General features: G+C 59.6%; 13 protein-coding genes. All 13 read right to left on the minus strand.

The window, feature by feature from the left end; genetic code table 11:
- Window positions 1-67 precede the first annotated feature (67 nt).
- A complete protein-coding gene (locus tag BM235_RS05650; RefSeq protein ID WP_090110384.1) occupies window positions 68-5,281 on the minus strand; it encodes a glycoside hydrolase family 78 protein in 5,214 nt (1,737 codons plus the stop codon).
- Between the two features lie 815 nt (window positions 5,282-6,096).
- Complete coding sequence (locus tag BM235_RS05655) at window positions 6,097-7,290, minus strand: S-layer homology domain-containing protein (RefSeq protein WP_090110386.1); 1,194 nt, start codon at window positions 7,288-7,290, stop codon at window positions 6,097-6,099.
- Between the two features lie 416 nt (window positions 7,291-7,706).
- Window positions 7,707-7,991, minus strand: coding sequence for a hypothetical protein (locus BM235_RS05660; protein ID WP_090110388.1), 285 nt, complete (start codon window positions 7,989-7,991; stop codon window positions 7,707-7,709).
- A gap of 176 nt (window positions 7,992-8,167) precedes the next feature.
- Window positions 8,168-8,515, minus strand: coding sequence for a hypothetical protein (locus tag BM235_RS05665; protein WP_090110390.1), 348 nt, complete (start codon window positions 8,513-8,515; stop codon window positions 8,168-8,170).
- Window positions 8,512-8,850: an alpha-helical endospore appendage domain-containing protein gene (locus BM235_RS05670; protein ID WP_090110392.1), complete on the minus strand. Its 339-nt coding sequence runs from the start codon at window positions 8,848-8,850 to the stop codon at window positions 8,512-8,514. Before BM235_RS05670 ends, BM235_RS05665 begins: the two co-directional genes overlap by 4 nt.
- A 30-nt stretch (window positions 8,851-8,880) precedes the next feature.
- Window positions 8,881-9,168, minus strand: a complete 288-nt coding sequence (locus BM235_RS05675) for a nucleoside-diphosphate sugar epimerase (protein WP_090110395.1) — start codon at window positions 9,166-9,168, stop codon at window positions 8,881-8,883.
- A 223-nt stretch (window positions 9,169-9,391) separates the two neighbouring features.
- Window positions 9,392-10,759, minus strand: a complete 1,368-nt coding sequence (locus BM235_RS05680) for a glycosyltransferase family 2 protein (protein ID WP_090110397.1) — start codon at window positions 10,757-10,759, stop codon at window positions 9,392-9,394.
- A 37-nt stretch (window positions 10,760-10,796) separates the two neighbouring features.
- Window positions 10,797-11,801, minus strand: a complete 1,005-nt coding sequence (locus BM235_RS05685; protein ID WP_090110400.1) for a GT-D fold domain-containing protein — start codon at window positions 11,799-11,801, stop codon at window positions 10,797-10,799.
- Window positions 11,798-12,523: a sugar phosphate nucleotidyltransferase gene (locus BM235_RS05690; protein ID WP_090110402.1), complete on the minus strand. Its 726-nt coding sequence runs from the start codon at window positions 12,521-12,523 to the stop codon at window positions 11,798-11,800. The genes BM235_RS05685 and BM235_RS05690 overlap by 4 nt, the downstream gene beginning before the upstream one ends.
- Before the next feature lie 13 nt (window positions 12,524-12,536).
- Window positions 12,537-13,196: a glycosyltransferase family 2 protein gene (locus tag BM235_RS05695; protein WP_158543899.1), complete on the minus strand. Its 660-nt coding sequence runs from the start codon at window positions 13,194-13,196 to the stop codon at window positions 12,537-12,539.
- Window positions 13,162-14,274: a hypothetical protein gene (locus BM235_RS31960; RefSeq protein WP_158543898.1), complete on the minus strand. Its 1,113-nt coding sequence runs from the start codon at window positions 14,272-14,274 to the stop codon at window positions 13,162-13,164. The genes BM235_RS05695 and BM235_RS31960 overlap by 35 nt, the downstream gene beginning before the upstream one ends.
- A complete protein-coding gene (locus tag BM235_RS05700) occupies window positions 14,271-15,197 on the minus strand; it encodes a glycosyltransferase family 2 protein (protein WP_090110407.1) in 927 nt (308 codons plus the stop codon). The genes BM235_RS31960 and BM235_RS05700 overlap by 4 nt, the downstream gene beginning before the upstream one ends.
- 181 nt (window positions 15,198-15,378) lie before the next feature.
- Window positions 15,379-16,446 (minus strand): WIAG-tail domain (locus BM235_RS05705; RefSeq protein WP_177244194.1); only part of this gene is annotated, 1,068 nt, incomplete at its 5' end.

Genomic DNA, 16,446 nt, shown 5'->3' on the forward strand with positions numbered 1-16,446 from the left:
TCCGGAGGCATGCGAAAACAGCCCCGGAAAGGCGCCATCCCTTTCCGAAGCTGTTTTTCACTGTTTTTTATTGAACGCGATGCACGTTCGCGAAGCCGTCCACCGTATCGCTCACGCGGATGACGACCGTCGACTTCTTGACGACGCCGTTCGTGTACGCCGCCGTGAACACGAATGTATAGTCGCCTTCGGGAAGCTCCTTCAACGGTCCCCCGTATTGCTCGCTGCCGAGCTCGCCCTTCCATGCCGCAGGCTTGCCGGGCAGGACGGCCTGTAATGCGGCCTTCAGCCGGGGGCCCGCTTCGGCCGTGACGGTCGCGGCCTTCGTGTCCGAAGCGCCGGTGTCCGTCGTCGCCGCTTCCAGCACGAACAGCTCGCCCGCCCAGAACCAGTTGGCCGGTCGTTCCTTGCCCCGATGCGCGGCGTTGTATCGCTGGCGGTTGTCCTCCCATGCCGCCGTATGCAGCACCCGTCCGGTCACGCCGAGCGGGCCGACCGCGATCGTCTTGGCGACGGACACCGCCGGCGCCTTGCCGTCGCCGACCGTCAGCCGCACCTTCCAGTTGCCCGGCGTATCCGCGACGAACGTCGGTCCCGCGCCGCCATACGGCGGCATTCGCTGCTCGCTCACGGTGCGCTTCGCGCCGGCCGGCGACTCGATCTCGTAGACGGCGTCCAATCGGTCGCCGTCCGGATCCGACATCGTCGGCAGCAGCTTGACCGTATCGCCTTCCCAGACGGGGGAGGGCGTCCAAGCCAGATCCGCCGTCGGCGGCTTGTTCGTCACGATCCGAAAGTAATGCGGCGCGCTCCAATTCGACCAATCGGTGCCGTCCGAAACGCGAACGTACGCATAATACGTCGTGTTGTCCGCGAAATCCGCCGACGGCGTCCATGCAAGGTCTGAGCCGACGACCGCGCCCGAATCCCTGTAAAACGATCCGTCGGACTTATAGAAGTGCAGCTGATATTGCTTCTGCGGATCGTCATCCCCGTCGCTGTACGTCCACTTCATCGTCGGCCGCTGCGTGTCGTACATCGTCGGCGCGGCTGCGCTCGTGCTGGCCGGTTCCGTGATGTCGGCGACCGGCTTGCGGTTCACGATCGATACGTTATGCGCTATTTCCGCGTAGAGACCGAAGCTGTTGATGACGACTTGGCGTACTTGAAAAACGCCAAGCGAGCTGAATTCCTTCGTCCAGCTCGTCCGGGCGTCGCTCTGCAGCGACTCCGGACCGCCGGTCGTCAGATTTTTAATATAGTAAGCATGCTCCACGTTCTCCCGCGCCCCGTCCTGCGGATCGCTGGCCGTCGAGTTGATCGTCAAGGCCGTAAACCTGTACTGCGTCGTCGGCGCGATCGTAAATCCCGGATTCGGCGGCAGCGGCGTGGTTCCGCCGGCCACGATCGTCTGCGTGGCCCACTCGGACCAGGCGTTGTACTCGTCGCGGACGGATAGCTCGATGATGTATGTGCCGCCGAAGAGTCTGGCAGGCTTCAGCTCGATATACGTCGAACTGCCGGCTGCACGGTAACGGTAGCGGTACTCCAGGACGCCTCGCGTCGCCTGGTAGTTGATGCCCGTGTTCTCCGTCGAGTACGAGCCGTTGGCCGGGTTGTAGCGATCCGGATCGTAGGAAGCATCGGTATAGCCGATCGTGCCGTTCGAATTCCAGCTTGCCGTAAAGTCGGCGATCGGCCGGCGATGCACCCGGATCTTGCCCGTCACGACATTCGATTCCTGGCGATATGCATTAAATGCGGAATCCGGATATCGATGCGACGGATGCGGATCATCCTTCGTCTTATACGTGAACGTGTAATCTCCGGCGAACGGGAAGCTCGTGACCGGCGAGCTCAAGGTCTGGCCGTTGAACGCCGCGGTCCCCTGCGGTTGCAGCAGCGCGTTCGGGTTGTGCGCGTAAACCCATGAACTGCCCGCCGTCAGCTGCGGATCGCTTTCCTCGTCGCTGTAAGACAGTGTGTAATTTACCTGCTGGCCGACGAGCGCGATGCCTTCGATCTTGCCATACCCGGCCGGCGTCGTTTCGATCGAGGAAGCCAGGAACGAAACGTTAGCCTGTCCGCGATTGACGATTCCGAACTTGCCGTCCAACCAGGCTGATTCACTAATCGTTGTTTGGTAAACCCGATTCACGTAAACGTCGAACGCATTGACGCGGGGCACGATCTTGATGTCGTACACCTGGTTCGCCACCATCGGGTACCCCTTGTTCCAGACGACGGTCGCGGTTCCGTTAACCGTCTTCTTTACGCGGAGCTCGTTCGCTTCGAACTCGACGCTGTAATAGTTCCGATCGTCCCGGATCCGGTGGGCGATGCCGGCGCCCTTACCGTCGGGTGCATCTTCTTTAAGACTCGTCTTAAGCGTCTTATCGCCAGCAACCTGCTGCCCTGTGATGAGATCGGGCGTGGCTTCGCCGACGTCGATGATTTTAGGCTTCGTTGCCGTACCGTTTGAAGTCAGCGTGTAAAGGAAATACGGATCAGTAGTGTAGCCGCCTTTCGATACGATAAGGAAGCTTTGGTCGCCCCGTGGAGAGAAGGTCACCATACGATCTTTACCAACTAGAATTTGTCCGACCGAACCGCTTGTGATGAGATTTAGATCCGTATCGTAGGATGCATACGAAACGGTTGCATAGTTATCAAGGTAGTTCTCAGTGTCCAAGTGATAGCCGAAAAAGTTAAGCGTGCCGTCCGCGCCGACAATCATTTGCGTAAAATAATTTTGGTATCCGCCGCCTTTCGGCGAAACCCAGGGGAACAACACTAACTGTTTAATGAAGTTACCAGAGGCATCGAGCACATTGACGGCAACTTTGGGATCCGGATAGCCGACTGTTGTGTTCTCATAGAGTCGTTGTTTATTGTCCATGCCGAGAAAGTTGATGATACTATTTAAATCTAGTGCCGGCGAATACGTAAAAGATGAGCTTCCCAAGTTGAATTTGCCGATCTTCACCGTGTTCGTCCATCCCTCTTGCCCCTGTACCAACGCATACAAATTGTTCGCATTGTCGGAACCCAAGTAATATCGGTAGCTCGGGGACCACATGCCGGGGTTGTGTGAGCCTATAATGCCTTGGTCGGACGTTCGCATCATATAGCTGGTGCCGCTGTTGTTGTCGGTAGCCATCATGACGCCGTATTTCTGAGACACACCGTCAACATAGGGATAATGTAGTTGCCCGGCGTCTTCCCCCGAAGCATTGAATTTAAAACTGCCGTACATAAAGCCATTCGGAATTTGAAGCAAATTCGTATATCCGCCTACATAGGCCGCGAGCGTATCGTTTCTGAACAACTCTTGGCCCGTATCCCGATTAAAACCGATGACCATACTGCGCCCAATACCGCTCTCGCCAACGGCTACGACCGTGCTGCCGTACGACAACAATTGAAAAGGATACCCTTTAAAGATATCTCGCTTCCAAACGAGCTGCATCGATTTGGTATAAGCCGAAATGGATCCCATCGCGCCGATATACGTGTACTTGTCGTCATCGAGCGGCACGATAATCGGATTATCCGGATAATAAATCCGTGTAAGCGTCGGTGAACTTTGTATGCCTGTAAATGCCGACATGCGAGGAACGCCGTCAATCCCGAACGAAGTCGACAATATCGTACTGTTGTACGTTCCATAGTAAGGCCGTGTATTGTTGGTCAGCGGCGTTCGGGATTTCGATGTCAGGATCCCACCTGTGTCGATCTTCCAGTTTGACTTGTCTCCGACAGCTCCGCTGCTGATGTTGTAAAACCGGCCATTGTTGTACAAGTCGGTCATCAGCATGGCGGATGATTCTGGCGGATCAGAAACGTCGGATTCGGTTTTGACGTCTGCGATCGGGGCGATGTTCTTCACGTCCAGCGTGCGCGCTGCTTCCGGCTGCCCGCTCGTATTGCCGCACAGACCATAATCTTCGCATACCGTTTCCTGGAATAGATACTTGCCGATGCGACTCGGCGTAAAGGTGAAGCTGTCAGCGTCGCCGTTGCCGTTCACCACGGTCTGCCAAGCATCGTTGGCGAAGCCGTCGTTATTCGCATCGTATTTCATTTCGATCTTGTGCGAAACGAGATTGTCGTAATCCGGACTGTAGGCCCCGCTGACGATCGTAACGATGCCAAGACGCGTGCCCTGCTCGGGTACGGCGAGCGTATCGATCGGCGGTTCGTCAGGAATGACGTTTAGTGGTTTAGACGCTACGTCCGACCAATGATTTTCCTCGTCTTTGACTTTTAATGTAATCGTCTCGGTTCCCGGCGTCATGTACTTGGTCTGGATATTGGTCCAAACGTAATCGACGATTTTCAGGCCAATGGGGCTGTAGGACATCAGGCCGTCGAACTCGCTTGGCAGAGGCCGGCCCGCTTTAACGGATGAGGGACCGCGGATGACGGCCACGGGCTTGGAATCCACGACGTTCAGCGTTGCATAGGCTGTGAACGTTGCGCCCTTCAAGTCCTTGACGGTCAGCGCCACCTGATGCGAGCCGATTCCGGATGCCATGATGTTCGTGTAGCTGTTCTGCTTGAGATTGCCTCCGAATCCGTCCGGGACGGTCTTCAGCCAATCCGTGCTCGAAGCGAAATCCCAATGGTCCACGTCCACCCAATCATCTGGATAATCCGGGTCGTTAAAGTCCGTAATCAGAAGATCGACCTTCGTTCCCACCGGGATCATGCCGGTAGGTGTCGTCGCCCCCGCCTTCACCCAAGCAATCTTCGCAGTCGGCGGACGGTTCTCGCCAGGAGGCGGCGGCGTCGAAGTTGGCGGCGGCGTCGAACCTCCCCCGCCAAGATCGGGGTCCATCAGATAAAGTTCCTTCGGTCCCACCCAATCGCTGCCGCAGCTCGTATTGATCTGCATGTACACTTCATGCGATGCGCCGGCGAGCATAACGTAGGGGTACTTGGCGAGCGTGTATGTATCGTCTGTAGTCTTGTTGATGATGACGTTGCCGGTATAGACTTGGCCGTTTCGCTCGATTCGGAATTTGATGGATTGAAAGGTACAGCTGCCGGTCGTTTCGATGTCCCTCGGGTGGAGTTTGAACGCGTCTCCGTATGTGAGCGTGCTGTCTGGGAGGATGTCGAAGTCGCCATCGAATCCAGGTTGCGTTTTTGGTACATAGTTGATCGTGATGCTGCCCTGGTAGGCGTAAGTTGTTGCTTCCCAATCGGTGTCGAAAACAAAATAGTATTTTCTTTGTTCCGCTGCACCAGACCCTCGTACGGGAACATCGTAGTTCACATACTCTACATCAGTTTTGTCGTTTAAATTTCTCCGTCCAACAAGCTTGCCTGTTCCGCACTCTTTACCCTTCCCGTAAGAGACCAACGTCGTATTTTTGGAAGTAGCCTTGGCATTCGTGATCGTAAGGCTGCAGGCTTCAATAAACGGCCAAGGAACTTCAACACCGGAGTCATAAGAGTTTAAATACATATGCTGCACATGTGGCACATTCTCTGACCAGCTAATATGTTGGCCGGTTGCAGGATCTCGCACGAATGCTATATCGGAGGCATTATAAGTTCCTCCTGACAAGTTAGTAACTGTAGAAGGGATTAAGCCTGGGCAGTCTGAAATACTTCCTGACATACACCCACTTCCGGCTACAGGGGTGTATTCAAACTTGTAAATTTGATTGTTTGCGGGGTTAAGCGCACCTACGCGCCACCGTTTACCATCTGAAGTCCTATCTACTGTGAACCCAGGATTGGAAGAGGCCCCACCATAGACTTTTGTAGCCTTCCCATTCACGCCGTTCAGCTGTATATACCCGTTCTGAATAGATGAATTCGGAGCATTAACTGTTTTGGAAGTACCATTTACTGTAAGTGTGTAACTTGCTATCTCCCGACTTGAATTTGTTGAAATCTTTACATTCAGAGTTGAAGTTGGGAAATAGGTTACATCACCAATGATTTGTTTCGATGAAGTAGCTCCAAAGTTTAATTTTAACGTTTGACTGTCGGGAGAAGCAGCTTCTGTAACAAGTGGAAATGACGGCCACATTCCCTCGAGAAACGCAAATATGAGTAGGAACGAAAGTAATCGCTTCATGCTCATGCACCTTCACCATTCAGTGTCCCAAGTCTGTATACAAGCCCCGTATAAGTAATCAGAAAGGGAATCTTCCAGTCGGGATGTTTTTGTAAAACAGATTTTTCAACGACAATAATATGCCATCCATTTACAGTGGTAACAGTGTCAAGCCAGAAAGGAGGTACGACAGGGAAATCGGTTTGGTTCCCAACGTCATAAGCAACATACTGGCCTCGATCGGAGTTAGTAGTAACTTTATCGGCAAGAAAATTGTATCTATTCTTACCTTGAATCTTAGTATTTTTCACAACGATATGCATAGCGACCGCATAAGCGTCTTTTCTCATTACTTTGGTGTCCGGCTGACGTTGAAGTTCCTTAAATTTACTGCGCAATGGCGCTTTTGGATCATCGAGATCGACGACGATCATTTTATCCATAGTCACTTCAGCTTTATCATCAATATCAAGCTTAAAGGGCAACGTCACAGGTTTCGTTCCCCAAACCTCCTCTAGGTTCGTTCCCTTGTAGATGATGGCCGCGTTCTGCACCGCATTTTTATCCGGCGTCAGCTTGCCGCCCACGCGAACCGTCGAGAGACGCTCAATAACAGCCACGGCCTCGGCACGCGTCGTCGTACCCTTCTCATTAAGGGTCCCGTCCGCAATCCCGCCGATCAAACCTGCCGAAGCCGACTTATATAGCGCTTCGCCGTCTGTCAGCTTTTTTCCACGAACCTCGTCATCCGTGCCTCTGACAAGCAGCTTGGACATTTCAGTTCGGTTCATCTGGCCGTCCCATCCAGCGCCCATATCGCTATCCTGCAGCAGCGCAGCTGCCTTCAGCGCCGATACGTACGGCATGTACCATTTCGTGCCGGCAGTTACGGAGGTCACGGGCAAATGTAGCGAATCCGCGACCATCTTCACGAATTCGGCGCGCGAGACTTCTTTGTTTGGCTTAAAAGTGCCGTCCGGGTAGCCTTTAACGTAGCCTTTGGCGACTGCGGTCTCGATCGCTTGCTTGGCCCAATGGCTGCCGATATCGTTCAACGCGGCGGTGCCTGCAGACGCAATTCCGCCCGACAGCTGACTCACCGACGAAGCACCGTAGACATCGGCTGTATGCAGCAGCATTGCCGTCAACATCACGGATATAAATACGAGCCGCGAGACGAGCCCCTTCTTCTTCAACCACTCCAATTGCCCCATCATTACAAATCCCCCGCTTCTAATTGTTTAGTTGTCATAAAGCATCTATTTCAGCATGAAGCCCCTTCAACCAGTCCAACAGTTGTTAAAAGGCATTTATTTCACCACTTTCGAGCGCACTGCACCATTTTCGGATGAATTAGATGTCTTTTGGCAACTATCCGGGCAATTCGGCCGTTGCCGGTTCAATTAGTTGCCTTTTAGCACTTATCTAACGAAGTACGTGGGTAGCGAAGTACCGGCGAGGCCTAATTAGGCATAAAAAAGGAAGCACGAGAGACGTGTGACTTCGTCTGCGGGTGCTTCCTCGCATTTGGATATCCTATTTTTGGATAGTATATAATCGATCGGCAAATTTCGTCAATAGTTCATTTTGTGCAACTTCCGCCCTGACGCGGATGTCGTCAGTCTCCCGCGGATCAAACCTGCTGATCGTAGGCGAGCTGGTGTCCGTCTTCGAAGCCTTTGGCGAAGCCGGCGTTGTAGCCTTCGTTGTACGCCTGATTGAAGGCGGCGCCCGGGTTCGCCGTCCGCCGCTTGCGGCTTCTGACGCGGCCGATCCGTCGCTTGCCCCCGGCGACTGCGCGCTTTTTCAGGCCGGGCTTTCGCCTGGCCGCTACGCTTTTCCTCCGCAGCGAGCGCGTTCTCCGCCCTGGCTTCGCCCGACTCGTTTTACGAAGCGCATGTACCGCGATCATCTCCATCGCCGCTCCCCCTCCACTCAACGATACGGCTTCTGCTTGCGATAGCTCTCATACTTTCGACCATAGCGGCATGTGAGGTTCTTGCGTCGCCAACTGCTCAGCCTGGCGCCCACTGCTTAACCCCGGCACCCACTTGCTCAGCCTGGCGCCACTGCTCAGCCCTGGCACACACTGCTTCAAACGCGCCGCCCGCCTCTCTTGCCCGCCGAGCCATCCGCTTCACTGCCGCCGTCTCCGCGCGCGCCAACGATCGTCAGGCGCACGGCCGCAGCCTTTTTCAACCATGGACCAACCGGCCGCCCCTGCTTAGGCGGCGTCCAGGACACGCCGGCCACGCTCCTCGCCATCTCGGCTTGCAGCCCCGTCAGCACCCGCACATGCTCGCGGAGCGAAGAAACGGACGGCACGCCCGCCGCGCTGACGTCAGCCGCGCTCTCCAGCATGCGCGCCATCGCTTCCTGACTCCTCGCGATCGCCTTCAGCATGGCGAGCTTCGCTTCCCACTCCGCGTTCAGCCGGCTCATCCGTCCGAATCGCCGCCTCCGAAGCCGTCCAGCAGTCCGGACAGACCGCCTTCCTCTTCGTCGCCGCTCGGCGCGAGAATCGTTTTCATGCTGCGGTTCATGCCCTGGCACAGCTTGGTCAGACTCTCGATCAGCTCCACGTTCTGCTCGTGAATCTTCAGGGAGGTAGACAGGTTCGTCGCATGGTCCGGGATCGAGTCCGTCGTGACGTGCATGCACAACCAGTTGCGCACCTTCTCCGCCTCGAAGGCCTTCGCTTCCAGAATCATCGCCATGTTCCACTGCATCTTGGCGATCGCGTTCAATGTATTGTAATAGGCTTCCTCTCTCGTCATCGCCGATCTCCTCCCTGCGAAGCCCGCCCGTTATTCTTCGTCGGGAATGTTCGCCGCCTTCACGATCTGCTCGAGGCTGTCCGCCAGCGCGTCGTGCATATCGGCCAGTCCGACTACGTAGGCAATGATGTTCTTGGTGACGTCAGCCGAGCCCTCCAGCAGTCCGTCCAGCCCGTTCAATTCGGGATGCATATCCGGTAAAGCCGTGACCATCTGCGACATCCGGACGGCGACCTGACGCTTCGCGTCCATAATGCGCGCCATATGCTGGTGGGAATGCGATAGGTGAACCGCCACTTCGGTCAACAAATTTTGCATGGTTCCGCCTCCCCCGCCTCCGCCTGTTGCGATCGTGTACTTGCCGTTCGGCGCGATTCATGCCTCCAACATCTTATGCGGCGCTTGCCCGTTTGCCACTCGATGACCGGCGCGCTCCCGGGAAATCGAAGTCCAGGCGGCGTCGTAAAAAACCTTTCGCCGGCTTATCCGCCCAAAACGAAGAAGCGAGCCTGATCGGCTCGCCTTGTGTTCCGTATGCGCATCACAACGCCTGAAGCAGCTTCGGCAGCGCGATAATCGGTGCGCCCTGACGCCAGCCAGCCAGCGCGGCTTCCGACACCTCCGCCATCGGCTTGAGATGGAGATTCCAGCTCTTGAGCGCGGCTGGACCGAGCACGCGCCTCGCCGTATCGCCTTCGAGATGATAGGCGGTCCCGTCCGGGAGCAGCGCGACGGCGCACGTCCTTCCTTCGACCGGCTCGGCGCCCGCGCCGTGCCAACGGGAGGCCGCTTCCTCCGCTTCTATCGGGTCGCCGACGGGCCATCTGCGCAGATCGATGCGCGAGAGCTTGACGGCCTCGATCGGCAGCACGCCGGTCACGAGCCTGCGCTTGCCGCCTTCCACCCAATAGACGCCGGCATCGGCCGCGCGGACGGCGACCCCGTTCGGGAACAGCTCGCTCAAGCCCAGCGAACAGGCATGCTCATCCTCCACGGTGGCCGAAGCGACGATGCCCGCCCATTGCTGCCAGCCCCGCCATTTGTCGAGGTAATAGCGCTCGTTCGCCGTGTGAACGGGAAGGAAGCCGTCCCCCAGCGCCTTAATGCTGACGCTTCCGAAGTGATGGATAAACGTGTCGCCCGCGATCACGAGACGCTGTCCGAGCAGCCGCACGCGGATATCCCAGTCGTCGTCCTCGAAGTTGCCGAGCTCGAAGCCTTCGTCCAGATAACCGATTCCGAGAAAGGTTTCCCGCCGCATCAGCACGCAGAAGCCGACGAGCCGATCCGTCTTCTGCCAGCGGTCCGGATCGTGGCGGTTGAATCCGGACGCGAACGCCTGCATATCGCGAACGTCCGTGTACGGTACCGGAATCTGCTGTTCTCCGCTGATAAAGTTCGTCACCGGTCCCACCATTCCGATGCCCGGGTCGCTGTTCAGACAGGCGAGCAGGTTATCCAGCCAGTTGTCGGTGACAATCGTATCGTTGTTGAGCAGCATCAACGTCCGTCCCTTAGCCATCATGAGACCGATATTGCAGGCGCCCGCAAAGCCCAGATTGCGCTCCAGCACGCGATACCGCACGGTACCTCCCAACTTCGCCAGGTATTCGGCCGTGCCGTCGTTGGAACCGTTGTCGATGACGATGATCTCGTAGGAGGGCTCCGTGTGCCGGACGATGCTGTGGATGCACTTTCCGAGCAGCTCCCGTTGGTTGTAGGTAGGGATGATGATGCTCGTGCCGTCGAAAAGCGTGTCGAAGCTCGCGATGCCCGCCTGCACGCCTTCGCGATATCCGTTGCCATAGCCATCCTGGTAAACAGGCACGGCCCGAACGCGCGCGCCCCCTCGCCGGGAACGCGGCCGGCGGTCGCGCCTTCCCCCGCGAGACGTCCGATTGTTAACCATCCGCGTCTGCCTCCTTTCTTGAAGATTCGTCCCGACGCTACTCGCCTGGGGGCAATGCCGTCCCGCCCAGCCTGTCAGCCATGTGGCCGAAGTCGAACGCGGCCTTGCCCGTTCGCTCCGACAACCAGACGCAGATCGGGACCGCCGCGACGCCCGCCGACACGAGCGCCAGATCGAACGGCACGGCGGCAGCCCGCTCCACGGCGCTCGCATAGTCCGCGATGCCGTCCACCGGCGAGACCGTATGGACGACTTCGAGGCCGGCCGCGCGCAGCGCGCGCGCCAGAGCGTCTGCGCTGTTGCCAACGACCGCGATCCGCTTGCCGGCGGCCAGCCGCATCAGATGGCCGGACTCGTGCAGCGCGTAATTGACCATCGAGCTCGTGAAACGCAGCGATTCGGGCGGCACCCCGTTGCGCCTAAGCGCCTCGAACAAGAGCGGCTGATAGTTCGGCCTGCGCGATAGCGGCACGCCGACGACCGTGGCCCGGCGAATGGCTGCCGCGAGTTCGTCTCTGGCCGCTCTGTCCGGCGCGTCAACCCCTGCATAAGACAGAAAAGGACTTTCCCGCGCGATCTCCGCCGCCGGCTTCAGCGTGTCCTGCGCCAACGTGAGCAGCTCGCCGTCTCCGAGCCTTACGACGCTGTACGGCCGGCCGGCCGCAAGCGCGGCCTCAAGCTCGGCGCACAGCTCCTCCGTCCCGAGCAGCCGGATGCTTCGCGTCAGCACGTGGGGAATTCCCGCTGCGAGAACCTCGGCGACCGAGACGTCAGGCACGATCCGGTCCCCTGGCAAGGCGGCTTCGAGCAAACGCTCGCCGCCGTCGTACAGCCCCTCGAGGTATCCTTCGCCGTAGCCGGGGGCTTCCTGACGCTGCGCTTCGGTTGCGACGCGGGGCGACGGCCTCGGCCTTCTGCGCCGCAGCCGCCCTTTTCGCCCGAGGATGCCGACGCCGCGCCTGCCGCCCAGCTTGCCCTTGCGGGAGCCCGCTCTGAACCGCTTCAAGGCCGCTGCGCCGCGCCCGCGGGCGATCCTTTTCACGGCAATACGCCCTTCAGCTTCCCGCTCGCTTCCTCGAGCGATTCGAAGGTTCCCGCGTCGTTCCACCAGCCCGACAGCTCGCGGAACGTCAGCTTGCCCGCATGGGCGTAGGCATTGTTTACGTCCGTGATCTCAAGCTCGCCGCGCTGCGAGGGCTTGATCCCGTCGATGATGTCGAACACGTCGGCATGATACATGTAAAGGCCGGTCACGCAGTAGGAGGACGCGGGATGCTCCGGCTTTTCTTCGATGTGGAGAATCTTGCCCTTTGCCTCATCCATCTCCGGAACGCCGTATCGGCGCGGATCGTCGACCGGATAAAGAAGGACCATGGCGCCGTCCGCTTGGCGTTGGAAGTCGTCGAAGTAAGGCGCGACCGACTCCGAGAACAAATTGTCCCCGAGCAGCACCGCGAACTTCTCTCCGGGTCGCAGCATCGGGCGCGCCAGTTCCAGCGCCTGCGCGATGCCGCCAGCTTCCTCCTGAACCCGGTATACGATCGAGACGCCCCAGTCCCGGCCGCTGCCCAGCACCTCGACGAAGTCGCCGAGCGAGCTGCGCCCCGTCACGAGCACGATATCCCTGACGCCCGCTTCGCGAAGCCTCGCGATGCCATAGCAGATCATCGGATACCTGCCGACGGGCAGCAAATGCTTGTTCGTCCAGTACGTGAGCGGCTTCAGCCGCGTTCCTGAGCCGCCTGCCAATATTACGGCTTTCAAGGTCACCCCTCCTTCAGATTATGGCGAGCGATTCCAGACTCCATTTCTCGGCAAACGTCCGCCTGTCGAGCACGATCGCCCCGAGCGGATCGTCCCGGTCGCCGTAGCCGGCCCCGTCGGAGCGGCGGACGATCGGCCCGCGCGCAGGCTTCGGATCGCATCCGTTCAGCTTCGCGCGCAGCGCGTAATCCGCGAACGCCCAGGCGCCGCTGCGGAATCGCGGATCCAGCGTCCCGATCTTCTCCATCGCCTGCCTGCGCATCGCGAGGCAAGCCCCGCCGCTGTACGCTTCAAAGGCGCTCGTCCCGTTGAAGGCATCCTCCGGCGAACCCGGCAGGATCGCAACCCCTCCGCGGCTGCCTGTGCCCAAAGCATCCTGCAAACTGGGCAGCCAGCCGGGAAAGACGGTCCAATCTTCTCCGAGCAGGACGATCGTGTCCGTCATCGCGAGCCGCAAACCTTTGTTGCAAGCTTCGGCGAACCCGACTTCGCCGGGCAAAGCGATATAGGCGATGCCGCTGCGCGCGCACCAGGAGGCCGTCTCCGACGAAGAGCCTGTCGCGACCACAATGATGTCCGTCTCCCGCCCGGCATGCTGCCTCAATGCATGAATGCAAGTCATGAGCCGTTCGGGGCGGTTAAAGCTGGGGATGACGACCGTCGTCCGGACCATAACCTCCCCCTCCGATCGCCTGGCGATTTCGTTTGTGATCCGGGAAGCCCAGTCTCGCGCCCCGCGTCGACAAACATTCCCGCCAAGCGGCCGTATGGGCGCTTCCGGCGGAAGCCGGCACGTCTCGTTCACCCGAGAAGGGCACGCCGTCGCAAACCGATACGCGCAGGCCCAAGACGAGCGCGGCAGCCTGCGCTCTCGCAGGCATTCCGAGCGCTTCCGTCCCGATCGCGTCGATCGCCCGCCTCGACAAGGCGAAGGGCACGCCGCCGATGGCGTCCGCGCGCAGATCCGGCCTATCGAGAGAAACATTGAGGAATTCCCGTAGCCAAGAGGCTTCTCCTCTACGGTAGAACGCGCCCTCTTGCGTCGTCCTGTCGCTCAGCGCGGCGTCCGTACCGGCGTCCGTCCGAACGAGCAGCGATCCGAGCAGCCTCGCAGGGCAAGGCTTCGCGCCGTCCGCGAACAGCACCGAGTCCGCGCCTGTCAGCCTGGCGCCCGCAGCGCGAGCCGCATGCGGACTCTCGTATCCGTTCGGCGAATGAACCACGACGACGCGGGGATGGGACAGCAGCGTCTCCAGCATCGGTTCGGCGCCTGCGCCGAGTACGACGACGATCTCCCGGAGCGGCAGCCGTTCGAGCTCCGCCAGCACCGCCTGCAGGCGCGCGGCGCTTCCCTCCGCATACAGGACGGCGGACGCCGAGCCTTGCAGCGCCAACAGTTCGTCTCGCATATCCATGCCGCTGCCCTGGCGGATGCCGGCCGCATAGGCCGCCCCATGCCGATACAGCCGCAATCGATCCGCGCTTCCGATATCCGCTTGCCGGCTTACTTTTTCCGCCCATGCGCGCTGCGCATAGTCGCTCAGCGCCTCTACCGTCCCTGCCGGATGGGCCGATCGCCACGCAGCGCCGTCGACCGCGCCTTCGCGCCGCCAGCGCTCGGCTGCCTTGCCCGTCGCATTCGCAGAGGAGGCGGCGACTCTTCTATAGTTACGACCGCGTGCGGCGGCTCTTCGTCGATTGACGCTTTTTCGCATTGGCTTCGCGCCTCTCAAGGCGTTTCTTCTCCTCATGCTCCGTCACCTCCGCCGGCGCCGATGGCATGCGGCGGCTGCCCGGCGGCTCCGTCGCTTTTCAGCCACCAGTCGATCGCCTCGAGATGGTCGCCGATGATCAGCGGCTCCAGCGACCCGTTACGCTCGCGCTTCGTTCGCGGTCGGTTAAGCGCGCCCACGTCGATATGGCGCACCCGTCGGACGTTCATGCCGGCTTGCAGCGCCTTCGTCATCGCGAGCGGCGGCACGGCCAGCGCATCCGCGCCGATCGAGGACAACGCGCGGCGGCTGATCGCATGCGGCACCGCGGTCATCGACGCGCCCTCAAGATCCGGTCGGCCGAGCAGCGCGTTCAGCGCATGCTTCGCCAGAATGACATTGTGGACCACCGGCCGTTTGCGCGGACCGGAATAATCATTCAGGGCAATATCCGTGCCTTGCTCTATCGCGTTCGTAAACGCGCGCAGCCTGGCGGCGGGAATGACCATATCGGCATCAATGAACAGCAGCGTATCGCCGGACGCCTCCCGCGCGCCGACGGCCCTGCCGACGTCATGGCCGAGGGGGCGGTCGAACACGAGCACGCGCGCGCCGCTCGCCTTGGCGATAGCCAGAGAGCCGTCGGTAGAGCCGTTCAACACGGCAATGACTTCGGTACGCGGATGAATGCGATACGCCTCCCGAATGACGCGCGCCAGCGTCCGCTTCTCGTTCATCACCGGGATGATGACCGAGACCGCGGGCGGCCGCCACGCCTCTTCTCCGCGAGCGCCTGTCCGGCTCGTTTGCGCGCGATCGACCGTCCCCGGTCGCTTCGCGGCCGTGCGCGGCGCCCTGCCTTGCGCTTCGACTCTGCGGGCGGGTCGAGCCCGCTTCCGGCGGACGGCCGGCGGGATGCGCTTGCGTCTTGCAGATCTGTCGCTGCCGGTCCGGTGCTTCATCGAATCCCCCCCCTGTCAGGCAGCAGTGTACAGGACATCATATGTGCAACGTGTCCATACGCAACGGCACCTGTACGATAAACAGAAGCCCGTACAACTGCATTTTTTATGTAAACGGATAAGGCGACGAAAAGCCCCCGCCGCCTTGTAGGAGGAGCGAGGGCTTACGAGAACATGCGTATCAGTTCGATTTGAGGCCGACGGCCATCCATTGGATTCGGCCGTTCGGGGCTGGCGAGAGACGCGTGCGGCAAACGTCGAACGTCGCTTTTTCCGCCGATTTCTCCTTCAGGGAGCAGATGCAGCCCGGATGGTCGGCCATGGCGAAGACGACATAAGCGTCGTCCGCGTACGGCGCGTCGAACGATACGGATACTTCGATCCGGTCCTCGATGCCGCCGAACGCATAGTCGACATGACCGAACGTCAGAGCCACGCCGGGAACGGCCGCCGCGACCGCAAGCATCGGAAACGCCGGCTGTTGCGGTTGTACCGGTTGTACCGGCTGTTCCAGCTTAATCTCCGCTTGCGCGAGCTGAAGCTTCGTCGCTTGAAGCGCGCCGCCCAGATCCGCGAGCAGGCCGCCTACCTCGGGCGCCAGCTTGTCGAACGTAACGGCGCCTGCTGCCAGATGCAAGCTATTCACGCTCTCGGCTTGCAGTTTGTCGCCGCCGACAGCGCCGTCGGCCAGCTGCTCGAAGCCTACCGCGCCTGGCGCCAGCTTGCTCCCGGTCACGCTCCATTCGCCCAACGCCTCCCGCTCGACGCTGCCTTCGCCGAGGTGGTAGGCCAGAATCGCGCCTTGGCTGATGTGTCCCGCATTAACGCTGCCTTCAGCCAGCTTGCCGCCGTCGACGGACCGCTCCTCGATATGAATGGATCCGACGCTCGCGGCTGCCAACTTATCGAAGGTAACGGCGCTGTTTTCAAGCTGGTTCGTTCCGACCGCGAAAAACGCAAGCGCAGACGTCTTCACGCTTCCTTCGGCCAGCTTGTCGGCCGTCACGCTGCCTTCGGCCAAAGCGAATGCACGCAAGCTGTCTGCAGAGAGCTTCTCCGGCGTCACGCTGCCGTCGGCGATCGCGAACGTGTCGACGCTGCCTGCTGCCAGTTTGCTCGCAATTACACTGCCGTCGGCCAAAGCCGCCGATTCTACGCTGCCTTCGGCCAGCTTGCTCGTCGTTACGACGCCGTCTGCCAGCTTCGACGCGATTACGCTGCCGTCAGCCAAGATCGCCGAGTCCACGCT

The organism is Cohnella sp. OV330, from assembly GCF_900112065.1.
Lineage (GTDB): Bacteria > Bacillota > Bacilli > Paenibacillales > Paenibacillaceae > Cohnella.

Excerpts from the sequence above, each read along its gene's own strand:
- BM235_RS05670 (WP_090110392.1), bottom strand. The coding sequence starts at position 8,850 with ATGACGAGAGAGGAAGCCTATTACAATACATTGAACGCGATCGCCAAG.
- BM235_RS05660 (WP_090110388.1), bottom strand. The coding sequence starts at position 7,991 with ATGGAGATGATCGCGGTACATGCGCTTCGTAAAACGAGTCGGGCGAAG.
- BM235_RS31960 (WP_158543898.1), bottom strand. The coding sequence starts at position 14,274 with ATGAGGAGAAGAAACGCCTTGAGAGGCGCGAAGCCAATGCGAAAAAGC.
- BM235_RS05680 (WP_090110397.1), bottom strand. The coding sequence starts at position 10,759 with ATGGTTAACAATCGGACGTCTCGCGGGGGAAGGCGCGACCGCCGGCCG.
- BM235_RS05675 (WP_090110395.1), bottom strand. The coding sequence starts at position 9,168 with ATGCAAAATTTGTTGACCGAAGTGGCGGTTCACCTATCGCATTCCCAC.
- BM235_RS05700 (WP_090110407.1), bottom strand. The coding sequence starts at position 15,197 with ATGAAGCACCGGACCGGCAGCGACAGATCTGCAAGACGCAAGCGCATC.
- BM235_RS05695 (WP_158543899.1), bottom strand. The coding sequence starts at position 13,196 with ATGGTCCGGACGACGGTCGTCATCCCCAGCTTTAACCGCCCCGAACGG.
- BM235_RS05655 (WP_090110386.1), bottom strand. The coding sequence starts at position 7,290 with ATGATGGGGCAATTGGAGTGGTTGAAGAAGAAGGGGCTCGTCTCGCGG.
- BM235_RS05665 (WP_090110390.1), bottom strand. The coding sequence starts at position 8,515 with ATGAGCCGGCTGAACGCGGAGTGGGAAGCGAAGCTCGCCATGCTGAAG.